The sequence below is a fragment of the Pseudoduganella sp. GW821-FHT11H04 genome (assembly GCF_058807935.1).
Genome location: NZ_JBXARE010000005.1, coordinates 184,263 through 200,262, shown reverse-complemented (window position 1 = coordinate 200,262; position 16,000 = coordinate 184,263). Strand labels below are relative to the sequence as shown.

General features: G+C 54.4%; 12 protein-coding genes and 1 tRNA gene. 11 read left to right on the top strand and 2 right to left on the bottom strand.

Going from position 1 to position 16,000, the window contains the following annotated elements; all coding sequences use genetic code 11:
• Positions 1-6: 6 nt before the first annotated feature.
• Positions 7-615, bottom strand: a complete 609-nt coding sequence (locus AC1RTP_RS13940; protein ID WP_498608224.1) for a TIGR00645 family protein — start codon at positions 613-615, stop codon at positions 7-9.
• A gap of 251 nt (positions 616-866) precedes the next feature.
• On the opposite strand from AC1RTP_RS13940, the gene acs reads away from it, so the two are divergent.
• The 11 genes from acs (at position 867) to AC1RTP_RS13885 (ending at position 14,461) form a co-directional block, all read left to right on the top strand.
• Positions 867-2,858 (top strand): acetate--CoA ligase, encoded by a 1,992-nt coding sequence (gene acs, locus AC1RTP_RS13935; protein WP_498608223.1) that lies wholly within the window; start codon positions 867-869, stop codon positions 2,856-2,858.
• A gap of 134 nt (positions 2,859-2,992) precedes the next feature.
• Positions 2,993-3,083: transfer RNA gene (locus tag AC1RTP_RS13930), tRNA-Ser, on the top strand.
• A 168-nt stretch (positions 3,084-3,251) separates the two neighbouring features.
• Positions 3,252-4,529, top strand: a complete 1,278-nt coding sequence (locus AC1RTP_RS13925) for a tyrosine-type recombinase/integrase (protein ID WP_498608222.1) — start codon at positions 3,252-3,254, stop codon at positions 4,527-4,529.
• Positions 4,530-4,554: 25 nt separating this feature from the next.
• Positions 4,555-5,232 carry a hypothetical protein gene (locus tag AC1RTP_RS13920; protein ID WP_498608221.1) on the top strand — a complete coding sequence of 226 codons (678 nt, stop codon included), beginning with the start codon at positions 4,555-4,557 and terminating at the stop codon, positions 5,230-5,232.
• A gap of 129 nt (positions 5,233-5,361) precedes the next feature.
• Positions 5,362-5,601: a helix-turn-helix transcriptional regulator gene (locus AC1RTP_RS13915; protein ID WP_498608220.1), complete on the top strand. Its 240-nt coding sequence runs from the start codon at positions 5,362-5,364 to the stop codon at positions 5,599-5,601.
• 286 nt (positions 5,602-5,887) lie between these two features.
• Positions 5,888-6,118, top strand: coding sequence for a hypothetical protein (locus AC1RTP_RS13910; RefSeq protein ID WP_498608219.1), 231 nt, complete (start codon positions 5,888-5,890; stop codon positions 6,116-6,118).
• Between the two features lie 104 nt (positions 6,119-6,222).
• A complete protein-coding gene (locus AC1RTP_RS13905; protein WP_498608218.1) occupies positions 6,223-8,655 on the top strand; it encodes a DUF3987 domain-containing protein in 2,433 nt (810 codons plus the stop codon).
• Positions 8,642-9,052 (top strand): hypothetical protein, encoded by a 411-nt coding sequence (locus tag AC1RTP_RS13900; protein WP_498608217.1) that lies wholly within the window; start codon positions 8,642-8,644, stop codon positions 9,050-9,052. The genes AC1RTP_RS13905 and AC1RTP_RS13900 overlap by 14 nt, the downstream gene beginning before the upstream one ends.
• Before the next feature lie 52 nt (positions 9,053-9,104).
• Positions 9,105-9,686 carry a hypothetical protein gene (locus AC1RTP_RS13895; protein WP_498608216.1) on the top strand — a complete coding sequence of 194 codons (582 nt, stop codon included), beginning with the start codon at positions 9,105-9,107 and terminating at the stop codon, positions 9,684-9,686.
• A gap of 450 nt (positions 9,687-10,136) precedes the next feature.
• Positions 10,137-10,928 carry a hypothetical protein gene (locus AC1RTP_RS13890; protein ID WP_498608215.1) on the top strand — a complete coding sequence of 264 codons (792 nt, stop codon included), beginning with the start codon at positions 10,137-10,139 and terminating at the stop codon, positions 10,926-10,928.
• Positions 10,929-11,182: 254 nt separating this feature from the next.
• Positions 11,183-14,461 carry a DEAD/DEAH box helicase gene (locus AC1RTP_RS13885; protein ID WP_498608214.1) on the top strand — a complete coding sequence of 1,093 codons (3,279 nt, stop codon included), beginning with the start codon at positions 11,183-11,185 and terminating at the stop codon, positions 14,459-14,461.
• A gap of 39 nt (positions 14,462-14,500) precedes the next feature.
• Here AC1RTP_RS13885 and AC1RTP_RS13880 read toward each other — a convergent pair whose 3' ends face one another.
• A complete protein-coding gene (locus AC1RTP_RS13880; RefSeq protein ID WP_498608375.1) occupies positions 14,501-15,421 on the bottom strand; it encodes an RES family NAD+ phosphorylase in 921 nt (306 codons plus the stop codon).
• Between the last annotated feature and the right edge of the window lie 579 nt (positions 15,422-16,000).

Genomic DNA, 16,000 nt, shown 5'->3' with positions numbered 1-16,000 from the left:
GCTAAATTAGTGGTGCTTAGAATCGTTGTGCGTCAGGGTGGTGATGCGATCGGTGTACGCAATCGCCATTGCGGACAGCAGGAATACGACGTGGATGACCGTCTGCGCGATCAGGACTTTCGGATCGTAGTCCTTGGCGTTGATGAAGGTCTTCAGCAGGTGGATCGAGGAAATGCCGATGATCGCCATCGCCAGCTTAGTCTTCAACACGGAGGCATTCACGTGCGACAGCCATTCCGGCTGGTCTGGGTGGCCTTCAAGATGCATGCGCGAGACGAAGGTCTCGTAGCCGCCCACAATTACCATGATCAGCAGGTTGGAAATCATGACCACGTCGATCAGGCCCAGGACCACAAGCATGATGACGGTTTCGGTCAACTGCTTCGGCGCATCGGCGGAGCCATGGAAGGTGACACTGATGATGTGCTCGAGCGAATGGGCGTCGCCAAACACCGCGCCGATCAGGTCTTTCAGCTCGACCCAGAAATGGAAAACGTAGACGCACTGCGCCAGGATCAGTCCCAGGTACAGCGGCAGCTGCAGCCAGCGGGACATGAAAATAAATGCGGGAATAGGGCTTAGGCGCTTGCCGTTGGTGTTCTGTGGCTCGGTCATTGTCGATTAAACGATAGAAAAACAGCCGATATTCTACACGCGCGGACCGAGCACAGCAGCGGCTCGCTTGGGCTAATAATGCACCGGCGCAAGCTTTTGCTTCCCCATCGGCGTAGAAATATGAAACCGGTGCTGCCCCACAGACAGTAGATGTGATTAAAATGCAAATAGTAGCTTCCTCAGCAATGTAAGGGGGCAGTAAGCGACAAGCTCTATTGTTGCTAGCAAACCATCACTAACCGGAGACAAGCATGACCAACCAGGGCGCCGACCAACAGGGACCAATGGAATCGCGTATTTTTGCGCCGCCAGCGGCATTTACAGCACAAGCAAACGTATCGGGCATGGCCGCCTACAAGGCGCTGTGCGATGAAGCGGAACGCGATTACGAAGGCTTCTGGGCACGCCTGGCGCGTGAAAACGTGGAATGGCAAACCCCATTCACCCGCACGCTGAACGAAGACAATGCGCCGTTCTACAAATGGTTCGAAGACGGCAAGCTGAATGTGTCCTACAACTGCCTGGACCGCAATATCAAGAACGGCCTGGGCGACAAGACCGCCATCATCTTCGAAGCCGACGACGGCGAAGTGACCCGCGTCAGCTACCAGCAACTGCACGACAAAGTCTGCAAGATCGCCAACGGCCTGAAAGCGCGCGGCATCAAGAAGGGTGACCGCGTCGTTATTTATATGTCGATGTCCGTGGAAGGCGTGGCCGCGATGCAGGCCTGCGCCCGTATCGGCGCCACTCACTCGGTGGTGTTCGGCGGCTTCTCCGCCAAGTCGCTGCAAGAGCGCATCATCGACGCCGGCGCCGTTGCGGTTCTGACTTGCGACGAGCAACTGCGCGGCGGCAAACAGCTGCCACTGAAAGCAATCGTCGACGAAGCCCTGGCCATGGGCGGCTGTGACACGATTAAGAACGTGGTGGTCTACAAGCGCACGGGCGGCAATATCGCGTGGACCGAAAGCCGCGACATCTGGCTGCACGACCTGGTCGAAGGTCAGGCCGCCACCTGCGAACCTGAATGGGTGGAAGCGGAGCACCCGCTGTTCATCCTCTACACCTCCGGCTCCACCGGCACCCCGAAAGGCGTGCAGCACTCGACCGGCGGCTACCTGCTGTGGGCAGCTCTGACCATGAAGTGGTCCTTCGACATCAAGCCGGAAGATGTGTACTGGTGTACCGCCGATATCGGCTGGGTCACAGGCCACACCTATATCGCTTACGGCCCAACCGCCGTCGGAGCGACCCAAGTGGTATTCGAAGGCATCCCGACCTTCCCGCACGCCGGCCGCTTCTGGGAGACCATCGCCAAGCACAAGGTCAACATCTTCTACACGGCACCGACCGCGATCCGCTCGCTGATCAAGGCATCGGACGTGGACCCGAAAGTCCATCCGAAGAACTTCGATACCTCCTCGCTGCGTCTGCTGGGCACCGTGGGTGAGCCGATCAATCCGGAAGCCTGGATGTGGTACTACAAAAACGTCGGCAGCGAGAAGTGCCCGATCGTCGACACGTTCTGGCAGACCGAAACCGGCGGCCACATGATCACCCCACTGCCAGGCGCGACGCCGATGGTCCCTGGTTCCTGCACGCTGCCGCTGCCAGGCATCATGGCCGCCATCGTGGACGAAGCAGGGCACGACGTACCGAACGGCAGCGGCGGCATCCTGGTCGTCAAGCGCCCATGGCCATCGATGATCCGCACCATCTGGGGCAACCCGGACCGCTTCAAGTCGGGCTACTTCCCAGAAGAGTTGGGCGGCAAATACTACTTGGCAGGCGACGGCGCGATCCGTAACGCAGAAACCGGCTACTTCACCATCACCGGCCGTATCGACGACGTTCTGAACGTCTCCGGTCACCGCATGGGCACGATGGAAATTGAATCCGCGCTGGTCGCTAACCCGCTGGTCGCCGAAGCCGCCGTGGTCGGCAAGCCGGACGAAACCACCGGAGAATCGATCTGCGCTTTCGTGGTGCTGAAGCGCGCCCGCCCAACCGGCGACGAAGCCAAGCAGATCGCCACCGAACTGCGTAACTGGGTCGGCAAAGAGATCGGCCCGATCGCCAAGCCAAAAGAAATCCGCTTTGGCGACAACCTGCCGAAAACCCGCAGCGGCAAGATCATGCGCCGCCTGCTGCGCGTATTGGCGAAGGGCGAAACGATCACCCAAGACGTCAGCACGCTCGAAAATCCAGCTATCCTCGAGCAACTGAAAGAAACCTCCTAACTATGCGCAGACTGGGTCTGACCCTCGGGTCAGACCCAGGTTTACCGGGTTTATGGAATTTGCCACAGAAAAACTTTGCACTCCCCGCTAACCCTGCTATAATTCGGGCCTCTCGCGATAAGCGTGAGAATGTAGGAGAGATGGATGAGTGGTTGAAGTCGCACGCCTGGAAAGCGTGTATAGGTTCATAGCCTATCGGGGGTTCGAATCCCCCTCTCTCCGCCAAGAACACCGCAAACGATAGCAAAGTTTGCCTAGAAACCTCCAGGAAATCAAAGGCTTGGAGGTTTTTTTACGTCCATAGCGCCAATGTTTGCCCATTGACAACCATATTCTTTGCATCCATTCTTGCTTCCATAATGGCCCAGAAGGGCAAATGATGGATGCAAAGAGATGCCAAAACTCGCTATACCTCTCACTGATATTCAAGTACGAAACGCGAAGCCGAAAGACAAAACATATACGCTGGCTGACGGCGGCGGCATGTACCTAGAGATTTCACCGACTGGCTCAAAAGTCTGGCGGATGAGCTATCGACAGCCGAACGGCAAAAACACTCGTCTAACCTTTGGCAAGTACCCTGACGTTACTTTGCTAGAGGCGCGTCGTAAGTGCATAGAAGCACGAACGATGAAAGCTGCTGGTGTAGACCCGGCGCAGGCCCGTCGTGTTAAAAAAATCGAGCAAAAGGTTGCCAACGCAAATACTTTCGAGGCAGTTGCGCGCGAATGGCACGAAAACAATATGGAGAAATGGCAGCCACGTACTGCCCAAAATATCCTGCACCGCCTACAACTAGATGTCTTCCCCTATCTGGGTAGCTATCCGATCAAAAATGTAACCGCACCAATCGTTCTCGATGTCCTGAGGCAAATTGAGAAGCGTGGTGCTGTCGATATGGCCAAGCGACAGGGCCAGGTTGTAGGGCAAGTCTTCCGCTACGCTATCGCAACAGGTAAGGCAGATTTCGATCCGGTTCCTAGCTTGCGGGGAGCATTGAAACCGAACGTTGAAGGTCATCATGCTGCAATCACGCCCGATGATCTGCCAGCGTTCCTAGAGTCGCTCAAGAAGAACGAGGTACGCATGTATCTGCCGACTCGTATTTTGATGCGCCTGATGATGCTTACTTTTGTGCGAACTAGTGAGCTGATTGAGACTCCCTGGTCTGAAATCGACCTTGCCAATCAATCGTGGGTAATTCCATGGGAACGCATGAAGATGGGTAAGAAGAAGGTAAACCCGCGAAAGACCGATCATCATGTGTTTTTGCCTCGCCAGGGCTGGGAGCTGCTGCGCGAACTCCGCGAGCTCACAGGTGGCAACCAGTTCCTATTCCCGAACCAACGGGACCCTAAGAAACCTGTCAGTAATGGAGCCATCCTCGCTGCGCTCAAACGTATGGGATACGGTGGCAAACACACTGGACATGGATTCAGGTCTCTTGCAATGGGAGTGATTAAGGAGCGCCTCGGCTACAGGCATGAAGTCGTTGATCGCCAGCTCTCGCATGCATCCGGTGATGCTTACGGCGAAGCTTATGATCGCGCAATGTTCATGGACGAGCGCCGTCAGATGATGCAAGAGTACGCGGACTACCTTGGCGCTATTGAGTCGGGTCGAAAATATGATAACAAAGTGGTCCGCCAAAAACGGCAGGCATCAGCCTAAGTTCACGCAAGAATCGAGAGCAAAAATGAATGCTGAAGAAAGAAGGAAAAATCAGGCTGCTTGGCGAGCAGAGAACGCGGAAGAAATTGAGGGGACTATTGATTGGTACAGAAAGGCATACACGGATTATGAATCTCTGTTGAGGAGTGTGGCTGAGGACCACATTCTTGCATTTCGCAGACACAAGAAAATCGAAGAAATCGAACGTGAACAAGCAAGCCGTGATCGCAGCGATGACTTACTGCTCCATGCGTTAAAGCTCGTGCAAAAAAAGAAGTTCGAGCTGAGTGATGATTCGGTTGCATGGGAGCTGTTCGCTGACAACAAACTTGGAAAGATGTCAGCGTCTAAACTCCTAACTTATATCAAGAAACAGCTCCTAAACGACGAGGACAGAACGAAGGTTGCAGAAGCCGTCGGGGTTGCGTTGGAGTTTGCGGAAGCCTTGGAGCACGAGCGTGCGGCGTCGCGTGCCCGAAGCGGGGGCTTAGGTCGAAAATCCAAAATTGAACGCTTGCAGGCTGAGACAATCCGGCTCTTTGAAAGCGGATCCTGGAAGAGTGTACCCGCCGCAGCACTGGAGATTACGCCCATGATCGTCGAATTTTCACGTAACGGAAATGGTGATTTGGCACCCAGCACGACAAAGCCCCTCGAATGGATTCGTGATTACAAGCGGTCGAAAAAAAGTACCTCCGACTAAGCACAATGTAGATCGAAGCGACTTGCCCGTACCTTGTTCAGCGTTCCGGGCGTAGCTGGCAAAACCTGACTCGCCTAACCTTGCAATCACTCCGCCCAATGAGGCGGCAACGTGAAAGGTTAGGCAAACATGAAAAATTCCTCAGTAGTTGATTCCGCACATGGCAAGGTTTTGCCGAGCGACGGCATGAGCCGCTGGAATCAGATCGCTCCATTTTCCCCATTTAGCCGAGAGAAGTTCCGCCAACTCGTGTTGGCAGGAAAAGCCCCGCAGCCGGTGCGCTTCTCTGAGCGATGTACTGCTTACCCCAACCGTGAGCTGCACAAATTTTTCGCTGATCCATTGAACTATGTCGCGGAGAGCAAGTAACGATGGTGAATCGTTACTTGACGAACTGCGAGCACCAAGTAGATACTGATGGTGTTCCCGAAAAAGAGGGAACCGGGTTTGGCGACCTGAATAACGAAAGCGCACGGACCGCGCAATGCGGTTTTTTTACGTGTGTGCTTGCCTTCGTTCGTTCTCAATGGGCGGCAGTGGCATGGGATACCTTCGGGTATGCCGGTGTACTTTCGTGCCGGTTCGCCAACCCTACCATTTGCCGCCCCCCCGTTTGGCGACGGGACGCGGTTAATTCCTAACGAAGGAGGCAGATATGTCTAGCATCATCACGCCTGTACCAACTCCCCCTGATTTTTCTCACCTCTCCGCCGTTGAGTCGCGGCTCATACTTTTGTTTCGAGCAATGGACAATCGCCGTCAAGGGGAACTGACGTCCATTGCAGAATTCCAGGCAGAGCGCTTTCCAAAGCGGAAGATTAAGGGGCTGCGCCTCGTCCACACCCTGTCGGGTATCGCGTCTGTAAAAGGCAAGGGGGCGCAATGAGAGGAATGGCGATTGCTCAAGGCGAGCCTGAAGTACCTCACGCGCTTGCGGTTCACCAATTCGCTCAGGCAATGCGAGAGGCTGGGCTAGAGCCCCCAGAAGACATGATCGCTGACGGCCAAATCAAGCGTTTCTCACCAACCGGCCGTAGAAATGACGATGCGGGTTGGTACGTCCTGCATCTGGATGGGATACCTGCGGGTTGCTTCGGCGACTGGCGTAGCGGTATCTCCCAGCCATGGCGGGCCAATGTCGGGCGACGTTTAAGCGACGCAGAGGAAGTCGCTGCGCGAGCAAAAGCGAAGGCCATTCAGCGGCAGCGCGTTGCCGAGGAAATGAAGAGGAAGAGCGACACCGCTTTGCTCGCGAAAACTCTTTGGGATCAAGCACTGACCATCAATGCAGATCATCCCTATCTTTGTAAAAAGGGCGTTAAGCCCGGCGCCAACTTGAGAGTGCTGCATGCATATGATGTTGCTGCAATTCTGGGGTATGCACCTAAGTCGCGCGGCGAAGAACTCTGCGGTGATTTGCTTGTTGCTCCTGTAATGATCGGAGGGGCAATCTCGACCTGCGAGCTCATTGACGAAGAAGGCCGAAAGTCAGCGCTGTTCGGTGGTGCCAAAGCAGGAGGGTATTGGCCTGCCCAGCCATTTCCCTCCGATGACTCGACCGTTGCCGTCATCGTTATCGCGGAAGGCGTAGCTACGACTTTAACGGCAGTGGAAGCATTTGGCTCAATTGGCGTGGCAGCGCTTTCGTCAGGCAATCTGCTAGCTGTTGCGCGCGCTATGCGTAGCCGCTTCCCCGCTGCGAACTTGATTATTGTTGCGGATCTAGTCAAAGGAACAGATCGCGCCGAGAGCCACGCGCTAGAAGCTTCCGTAGCAGTCAATGCAAAACTGATCGTCCCACGCTTCGAGCCCGGCGCACCGGACTGTGTGACGGATTTGAACGATATGTTTCAGATATCCGGCCTATCGGCTGTCCGTTCCCTCAACTGCACTGCTGAAAAGTTGGAACAGAGCACAGCCAAGAGGGCGGTTGAATCCGATGGCTGGATTGAACCGACTCCTTTGCCCCAGTCACTTCCGCCAGTGATGGCATTTAAGCCGGAGCTCCTACCGACCGCGTTGCGAGGCTGGGTCATGGATATTTCACATCGTATGCAGTGCCCTCCTGATTTTGCTGCGGTCGGCGCTCTGGTGGCTCTCTCAAGCCTTGTTGGTGCTCGCGTCGCTATTCAGCCCAAAGAGCGTGATGATTGGAAGGTGGTGCCTAATTTGTGGGGACTCGTCATTGGCCGCCCTGGCGTCATGAAAAGTCCCGCGCTTGGCGAAGTCTTGAAGCCGCTGAACAGGCTTCAAGTTGATGAGCTGTCCGAGTGGCAGATTGCGCATAGCGCTTGGGAGCTGGATCTTAAAGTCTCGGAGCTTCAAATTGCGGAGAACGCCAAGAAGGCGAAGGGACTAGCTTCCAAGAATCCCGCCGCCGCTCGTGCTCTCTTGGAGCCCGTTAAGCCACCTGATGAGCCGGCAATGCGGCGATACATCGTCAACGATGCGACTGTCGAAAAGCTCGGCGAGCTCCTGTGCCAAAACCCATGGGGAACATTGTCATATCGGGATGAGATTTACGGGCTCCTTACGAGCATGGATAGAGCTGGGCAGGAAGGTGCTCGCTCGTTCTATTTGCAGGCATACGATGGAAACCAAGGATACACGTTCGACCGCATTGGCCGAGGGACAGTGCATATCCCAAGGGTCTGCCTCGCGATGATCGGAAGTATCCAGCCTGGTCGAATTCAGGAGTATGTACGTGGCGCCGTATCTGGTGGTAGCGCTGATGACGGCCTCCTGCAAAGATTTGGTCTAACCGTTTGGCCTGACACACACGGCGAATTCCGGCACGTTGACGAATGGCCGGACACGCCTGCAAAGCAAGCTGCATGGGCTGTGTTTGATCGGCTGTCTGCACTTGAACCCGTTGACGACGTCACGCCACAAACGTGGAAATTCGACCAGGAAGCCCAATCCGAGTTCGTGGCTTGGCGTATCTCGTTGGAGCAAGAGATTAAAAGCGGTGATCTACATCCTGCCATCGAGTCGCACGTATCCAAGTACAGAAAGCTCGTGCCTGCGCTGGCTCTTCTCTTCGCCTTGGTCGACTCTCCTTCGCAGGATTCAGGGGATGGCCTCGTCGGACATGCTGATCTCTTGCGAGCCCTTGCTTGGAGCGAGTACTTAAGAAGCCACGCCGCCAGGTTATACGCTGCTGCGATGTCCCCGGAGACTGGCGCCGCTGACACGTTTCTCAAGCGCATCAAAGCGGGAAAGCTAGGGCAGGAATTCACGCCTCGCCAGGTTGCTCAAAAGTGCTGGTCGGGCCTCAACTCGCCTGAGCAAGTGAGGAAAGCAGCGGAGATTCTTTGCGATTTTGATTGGCTTCGACGAGAGGTCATACAGACTGGTGGCCGTCCTAGTGAGCGTTACATCGTTAACCCACTTGCGATGGGGACGGCTAATGAACTGGTTTGATCGCTTGCAAGAATCTGAAAATAGTAAGGAATTTGAGCCTACAAAACCTGCAAAAGGGGCTTCTGTAGGTTTTGTAGGGGATGCCACGGCGACCGCCAAAGGTTCATCAACCGTGGCATTGGTATATGCCCGATTGGTGAATTTCCAGGGGCTGCCAAAAGAGGAGGCAGATGCAGTGCTTATGCGCCTCATTGCGCGTGACGAGAGTCCAGATGAACGGCGCATGTGTATCGAGTGCGCGCATTTGGCGGGATGGCGAGAAGCACGGCGTTGCGAGAGACCCCGAGAGGGAGCGCTTGGCGGCCCGGCTGTTCCATCGGACATGGTTACCGTACTAATGCGCTGCAAGGGCTTCTTCCCTATCGCTCTCCAAAAGCCGAGGGAGGTGGCCATGTAGAACCTCTTGCAATGACTCAACCAATTACCGACTACTTACTATGGAAAACAAGATGATGAACAAGACCGTGCACTTAAATTACCCAGCGCTCAACGAAAACAACGAATACCAGCAAGAAATCGCGCGATTGAATCGCTTTAACGCCGAACTGGCAGATACCCAGACTGAACTCGAAGCAATTAGGGTGGAGCTCTTGAAGCCAGTCGTTCCCAAATCAGGCGAGACCATGATTGCGGAAGCGGAGATGCTTTTGATGGATAGTGGTCTGGAGACCACCATCGAGCGCAGGCAGGTACTGCTCAAAAAGGAGTCCTATCTTCAGAACGGCATCGCGGCACAGCGTCGCAAATGCGAACGGCTCAAGGAAACGCTTAGCTGTGAACTCGCCGCACATTTCAAGGAGGAGCACAAGAATCGAGCTCGTCGTGTAATAGCGGCATTAGAAGAGCTACATGCTGCGAACGAGTATGAGTTCGCTTTCCACACTGCTATTACCAAGCTGGGATACGCCCAAAAAACTCCAGCTTGGCGTTTTGAACCTCCTGGCCAGCCAGTCGACCCTTTCGACAAGTACGGCGGATTTGCCTCAAGCTGGTACCGAGATGCGCAACTCTATACCCGTTTCGACGCGTAGCAGATGGAATCTTTCTGAATAGAGACGGAGTGATCGACCAGATCACGGGGCACTCAGCTAAGTAGGTGGTGCCCAAGGATTTGCATGGGGAGCGTAACAAACTCGCTCCCCAAGTATCAATAGGTTGAGTCTTGCTGCGCTTGGCTCGGGGCAGGCTTTAGGGAGGGGGGGCTAAAAAGTTGGGGAGACCGGTGGACAGGACCGCAGCCTCCCTTCTCAACCATAAACGTGGACAAAAAAAGTTATTTTCCTCCCTCCGTTAGATCTATACATCGTCGATCTTTGGCATCGCTGGGCGAATGCCGGTAGCAATTGCCGCGCAAAACTGCTACCTTTTGATGCACAAAGTGCCCTAAGCGATAGTTTTCTCAAAATATCGATACAGAGCTGTGCCAATCAGCGTGCGGAGGCGTCGCGGCACTGGTTTACTGACCAACCTGTAGGTGATGAATGGCCGACGTTCGTATTCAGTCAAGCTTGATAGTTCAAGAGGAGTATGGTCGTTTCAATACACTGAAAGTGATTGGAAGCGGCGACCACGGAAATTCCTCGCAGTTCTTGCTCGTTCGTCGCCCAATCGCCGCGTCTGCTGGTAATTCAACTGATTCCTTCAAAGATGTTGACTGGTGTTTTGTCGTTGGCACATGGGAGTTGGAAGCAATTGCAGAACAAGCGGCGAAGCTCCTAGTAAAAATGAATAGCGTGGTCCAAGCCTCGTATTCGATGGGGTACGACTCGCATGCGCTGGTGGGGTTGAAAGGCCAAGACAACTTCGGCGGTTGGAAATTCTATGTCGACTTTCAGGATCAGCTGCCGCTTGCGCATAACTGTGGTCGTCATAACCGATGGCGTACTTATTATTCTGATGCTGACGATCTTGTAGATTTTCTCGGGCTCCTTGCAAGAGTCAAAATTGATGTTGGTCGATTCGGTGGCTATCTGCCTGTAGATGTTTGGCCTATACCTTACGCCCAGAAAGCGCTAGATCATTACACTGCTATTTCTGAACAAATCCAGGCAGCAGATGAATGTCATGATTTGGATGAGGTAGTTGCCTGCCTTCGTCACATGGGAAAAGGTAGTGCAACGTTCGGCAATTCGGTTCAGGAAAGACTTAAGCTTGAGTTCGAAAGTGCCATTTGCATTGATTGTCGCCGCAGGTTTGAGCGGCCCTACGGGCAGGCTTGGCAGATTCGTTGCTATGAGTGCTGGACCGCGTACGTTGCAAAAGCCGGGCGGTAACTTAATCTTGCATTCGCTTTCGTTCAGTGAGTGGGGGCGTGGGCGGTGCCTGACCGAATGTCGGTAGTGATTAAGTGCATCTGTTTGCGTCACGGTCGCTCGATGCTCCGAAAGCTGCAAGAGAATCATTGCTAAAACTGTAATTTTTCGGATAAAGTAGTTGCCAAGAGGAACCCTGGCAATTTGCAGGAAGGGTGCGAAGAAGGTCGCTCTCGTCGGTGCCACGGGGAACCGCCCTAACTCCCGGAGGTACCGTGAAACTGAAATTGCCCCCCTTCCTGGCTATACGTTACTCAAAGGGTGGAGACGAGATTCGGCAAATCGAAGCGCCCGGCTACGAGGTCGAGGGTGGCTTCGCCAGATGGACCGGCGACGCGGGGAGCGGCCTGGTCTTCATCCCTGAGTGCGCCGCCTTTCCGCAAGTGCACTTTCTCGCAAAGAGGCCGAAAGTGGACGTAGACGGTATGCGGATCATCGTGCACCTTTTCAACTACATTCCAACATCCGATCTGGATCTCTCTCACGAGGAATGGTTCTATCAAGACGAAACCAATATCGAGAGCATCCTCGCCCGCCATATTTCAGCCAACGTGGTCGAATCCTGGCGTGGGGCGTTTTCATATGTGCAAGAGGACGAGGAGAGGGGAGTAGTTGGGCTGAGACCGCCGCAGATAGGTGCGCTGCACGCGATTCAGGCGCACTGGAGCGTGGACGGTGGAGTAGCGACCGTTGTGATGCCCACTGGCACCGGAAAAACCGACACAATGATTGCAGCCGCAGTCTCGTCAGCGTGCTCGCGAGTGCTCGTCGTGGTGCCGACCGATGCGCTGAGGACGCAGTTAGCTGAGAAATTTTTGACCCTCGGCGTACTGCGCACGGAGCGGGCGACGCTTTTGCAGGAGTCCGCTAGCTACCCGGTAGTGGGCACGCTTAAGCACACGCCCGCGACTGTCGAAGAGGTGGAGCGATTCTTCGGTGTGTGCAATGTGGTAGTCATTACGAGCGGGATTGCGGCTCGCTGCGAATTAGCCGTCAGGGAGCGCATTTCCGAGCTCTGCCCGTATTTATTTATCGACGAGGCACACCATGCGGAAGCACCGACTTGGAAGACCTTCAAGAAGTCGTTTAAGTCGAGCAAGGTTGTTCAGTTCACTGCCACACCTTTCCGGGAGGATGACAAGCTCGTTGATGGGCGAATCATCTACCGCTATCCACTGCGGAAGGCACAGGCGGAAAACTACTTCAAGCCCATCGCCTTCTCTTCCGTTCTGGAGTTCGATCAGAGCAAGGCCGACGCTGCGATAGCGGCCAGGGCAATCGAAGAGCTCCGCGCAGACGTAACGGGAAAGCACATCCTCATGGCGCGCGTTGCCAACATCCACCGCGCGGACGATGTTTTCAAGCTTTATCAACCGCACGCGGGATACGGTCCGGTGCTGCTGCACTCGAAACTGAACGCGAAGGAACGCGAGGAGTCCAAGAGGGCGCTGATCGAAGGGCGCTCTCGCATAGTCGTCTGTGTGGACATGCTTGGTGAGGGGTTCGATCTTCCCGAGCTGAAGATTGCTGCGTTCCACGACATCCGAAAAACGCTTGCGGTGACCCTTCAGCTTGCGGGGCGGTTCACCCGCTCAAGGAGCGACCTTGGCAACGCAACGTTCATCGCTAACACGGGCATCGTTGAGGTCCGGGAGGAGCTCAGAAAGCTCTACTCCCGAGACCCGGATTGGAATGTGCTGCTTCCGCCGCTTAGCGATGGGGCCATTGATGAGCAGGTGGCGACACAGGAGTTTGTTGATGGCTTCTCAGAATTCCCGTCCGAGTTTCCACTAAGGGAGCTTCGTCCGGCCGCTAGTGCAGTGATCTACCGGACAAGATGCCGCGCATGGAACCCACACGCTTTTGAGGAAGGGCTACGTGGCGCTAGTTCCTTCGATCAGCTCCATGTTTCGGTAAACGAGCAGAAGCGGATGCTCGTTGCTATTGTCGGCCGGAGCAGTCGGACCGAATGGGCAGAACTGGAAGACATTCGGGACTGGAACTGGGAGATGTTCATCATGTATTGGTCCGAGGAGCAGGCGCTACTCTATGTGCATGGTTCTGGCAACCATGGCGAATTTCAGGGAATCGCTCATAAAGTGGGCGGTGATGATGCTGAGCTTGTAAGCGGAGCTCAACTGTTCCGGTGCTTCCATGGCTTTGCGCGCCTCATGTTCACCAACGTCGGCTTGACTGAGCACTTGGGTCGCCTGATCCGCTATACAGGGCGCATGGGACCAGACGTCGGACAGCGGCTTACGGACGCACAGAAGCGGAACACTCAGAAGTCGGTGCTGTTCGGCGCGGGTTACTCTGGCGGCGAGAAGTCGACTATCGGAGTGTCGCGCAAAGGGCGTGTCTGGTCGTTCAAGCGATTTCGATTGGATTCGTTCGCGGTCTGGTGCGAAGCCGTCGGCACAAAGGTGCTCGACGCCAAGATAGATCCGGACGAGGTGCTGAAAGGGACACTGGAGCCGGTAATGGTCGCCCGCCGTCCGGAGATCATGCCGATTGCGATAGACTGGCCAACGCACATTTACCACGATTTAGAGCAGGGCTATTCGCTGCGGTTCGGCGGAGCGGACCCGGTCCCGTTCTACTTCGTTGGCTTCGAGTTGGAGGATCCAAACCCCAAAGGTGATCTCACGTTCCGGATTTTTACCGAGGAAACCGCGACAGTCCTACGGCTTGAACTTTTCGGCTCGGACGACATGAGCGACTTCAGGATCGTCCATGTCTCGGGGGATAGTCTGTCGTTCTGCACGGCGCGGGCATCAGCAAGTGCGGAACTGTTCCTCAACAAAAATCCTCCTTTGATTTGGTTCGTAGACGGATCGAGCCTAGAAGGCAATCAGCATGTGTCTCCAAAGGCCAAGCACGTACCGTACGACAGGAACAAGATCACAGCCTGGGATTGGGCCGGAATCGACCTCACGCGCGAAGCGCAAGGAACATCGCGCCTTTCGGACTCGATACAACGCAGGGTTATCGAAAACGTCTTGCTGGACGCCAGCTTCAGCGTAGTGTTTGACGACGACGGCGCGGGAGAGTCGGCGGATATTGTGGCTATCCGCCAGGTCGAAAGGGAAGGGGTTAAGGAGATCGACGTCATTTTCTACCACTGTAAATTTTCAAAGGGCAAGCCTGGTGCACGAGTTGACGATCTTTTCGTCGTTTGCGGACAGGCACAGAAAAGCATTTCCTGGTTATTCAGTCAGGACAAGAGAACCGACCTTTTTCAGCACTTGTTGAAGCGCGAGCCAAAGCGCAAGTCGGGCGTCGAGGCGACGAGGTTTGAGCGCGGTGGCGTGACCGAACTCATGGCGTTTGTTGAGATGAGTCGCCTTTGCCGAGTCAAACTGCATGTCTATGTCGTCCAGCCTGGGTTGTCCAAGGCCAAAGCCAGTACGGCGCAACTCGATCTCCTCGCTGCGACAGAGCACTATCTATTGGAGACTTGTCAGGTGCCCTTTGGAATTATTGCTAGCGAGTAATCTGACATAGGGGCAGGTTGTGTTAGGCGTTTAAACTGATCAATCTGGGTTCAAAATGCGAAACGGATCTGCGTCGTTCTTACGCTCGGCAAGCAATTCGCGCTCTCGCAAAGTTAGATTGAATAGATTGAGTTCTTTCGGAAACGCTGCTTGCTTCCAGATGAACTCGTGCCGGTCATCGATAGCCGTAGCGTTATGCAAGAGTGTAAATTTAAATCGACCTGGCCTATCTCGACTCCCCTTGTGCACCTTATCTATACGAATGTGCTGGCAACAAATGATGCGTGCGTGTGAATCAAAAATTGAAGGGGTCAGCGCCACATTGACCCCTAACGCATCCTCGACACTAGGATACGTCAGGCCATGCGATTCAGCTTGCTCAAGTGCTAACTCAGCTAAAATTCGGGTCGTTAGATAGTCCTTACTCTCTGATTTGGACTGCGCAAGTAAGCTTGATAAGAAGGTGTCGATGTAGATGAGGCGCCTTGCACTATCGCGTCCGTTTTTGTTGATTAATTTCCGAATTACATTTTGCGGATCGGCTCCGTGCATTCGTGTATGTCCAGTTTGCTGAACATGCTTTAGCTCACCCAAAACACACAAACGTAGATACTTATCGGGAAGTCGCGTGAAGCAAAACCATTGAACATAGTTTCCTGGTTGAACACGAAGTTCTGCGAGGACTGTACGGGGGCTTCTGGCACAGTAGACCATCGGTGAGCCCGCGTCGTTCATTCTATTTGTCCTCGCCATTGCGGGGGGCGCATATGTGATACGAGACACTGGGCGGAAAGGCTCGCTTTCTGCGAAGACACCCCTCCAATAGCATTCACCTTGTCCTGTCTCGAAGCTCAAAACACGTACTTCGTTGAGCAGTGATCGCAAGTGCGATTTAATCTCGTCCTTGCTAGTAGAACTCGTAATGAATTTAAAGTGGGCATTGCAATCGTCGAGGGTCATCGTCATGCCTTTCTCTCTGGATAGTGCCGCAATACAAACCAGCACATGGATCGCTTTTGCGCGTGCTACGAGATGGAAGCTTGATAATCGAATCTGGGGAAAAAATTCTAGGCCGAAGGCAGTGCAGCTCAGATGCTGGCCGCTTGCTCAGGCCATCGAGGACTTTAACCCATCAGACAGTCGATGTCAGGTCAAGCTTGAGCCACTACAGTACAGACAAGGGGGCAGCTGAAAAAGCACCTCATATTTTCAACCACAGCTTCGAACGTCCTCCCTGTGGAGTCTGCACAGCTCGCCTCAAGTGCTTATTGCTCGCCTTCACTTCTCCACGAGGCGCTGAAACTACTCGCCCCTTGCGAACCGCCCCCTACAGTATTGTGGCATGTTGACAACGAACACATCCAATTGCACCTTATGCAAATATTGGCTAAAATAAAGTCCTCTTTACGCGTGGGATAAGACCAAATTACCGGAATATCCTTGTCGGGCGATGCGCCAGACACTAACTTATTGAGGACACTTAGGTTGCGTTAAAGGCAGCCCTAGCGATCCTTCCTCCACTGCGCTCCGTCAGGAGCG

What these genes read in the sequence shown, in the direction of transcription:
- AC1RTP_RS13910 (WP_498608219.1), top strand. Translation starts at nt 5,888, where the DNA reads ATGTCTAGCATCATCACGCCTGTACCAACTCCCCCTGATTTTTCTCAC.
- AC1RTP_RS13895 (WP_498608216.1), top strand. Translation starts at nt 9,105, where the DNA reads ATGATGAACAAGACCGTGCACTTAAATTACCCAGCGCTCAACGAAAAC.
- AC1RTP_RS13925 (WP_498608222.1), top strand. Translation starts at nt 3,252, where the DNA reads ATGCCAAAACTCGCTATACCTCTCACTGATATTCAAGTACGAAACGCG.
- AC1RTP_RS13880 (WP_498608375.1), bottom strand. Translation starts at nt 15,421, where the DNA reads ATGACCCTCGACGATTGCAATGCCCACTTTAAATTCATTACGAGTTCT.
- AC1RTP_RS13915 (WP_498608220.1), top strand. Translation starts at nt 5,362, where the DNA reads ATGAAAAATTCCTCAGTAGTTGATTCCGCACATGGCAAGGTTTTGCCG.
- AC1RTP_RS13900 (WP_498608217.1), top strand. Translation starts at nt 8,642, where the DNA reads ATGAACTGGTTTGATCGCTTGCAAGAATCTGAAAATAGTAAGGAATTT.
- AC1RTP_RS13890 (WP_498608215.1), top strand. Translation starts at nt 10,137, where the DNA reads ATGGCCGACGTTCGTATTCAGTCAAGCTTGATAGTTCAAGAGGAGTAT.
- AC1RTP_RS13920 (WP_498608221.1), top strand. Translation starts at nt 4,555, where the DNA reads ATGAATGCTGAAGAAAGAAGGAAAAATCAGGCTGCTTGGCGAGCAGAG.
- AC1RTP_RS13940 (WP_498608224.1), bottom strand. Translation starts at nt 615, where the DNA reads ATGACCGAGCCACAGAACACCAACGGCAAGCGCCTAAGCCCTATTCCC.
- acs (WP_498608223.1), top strand. Translation starts at nt 867, where the DNA reads ATGACCAACCAGGGCGCCGACCAACAGGGACCAATGGAATCGCGTATT.
- AC1RTP_RS13905 (WP_498608218.1), top strand. Translation starts at nt 6,223, where the DNA reads ATGATCGCTGACGGCCAAATCAAGCGTTTCTCACCAACCGGCCGTAGA.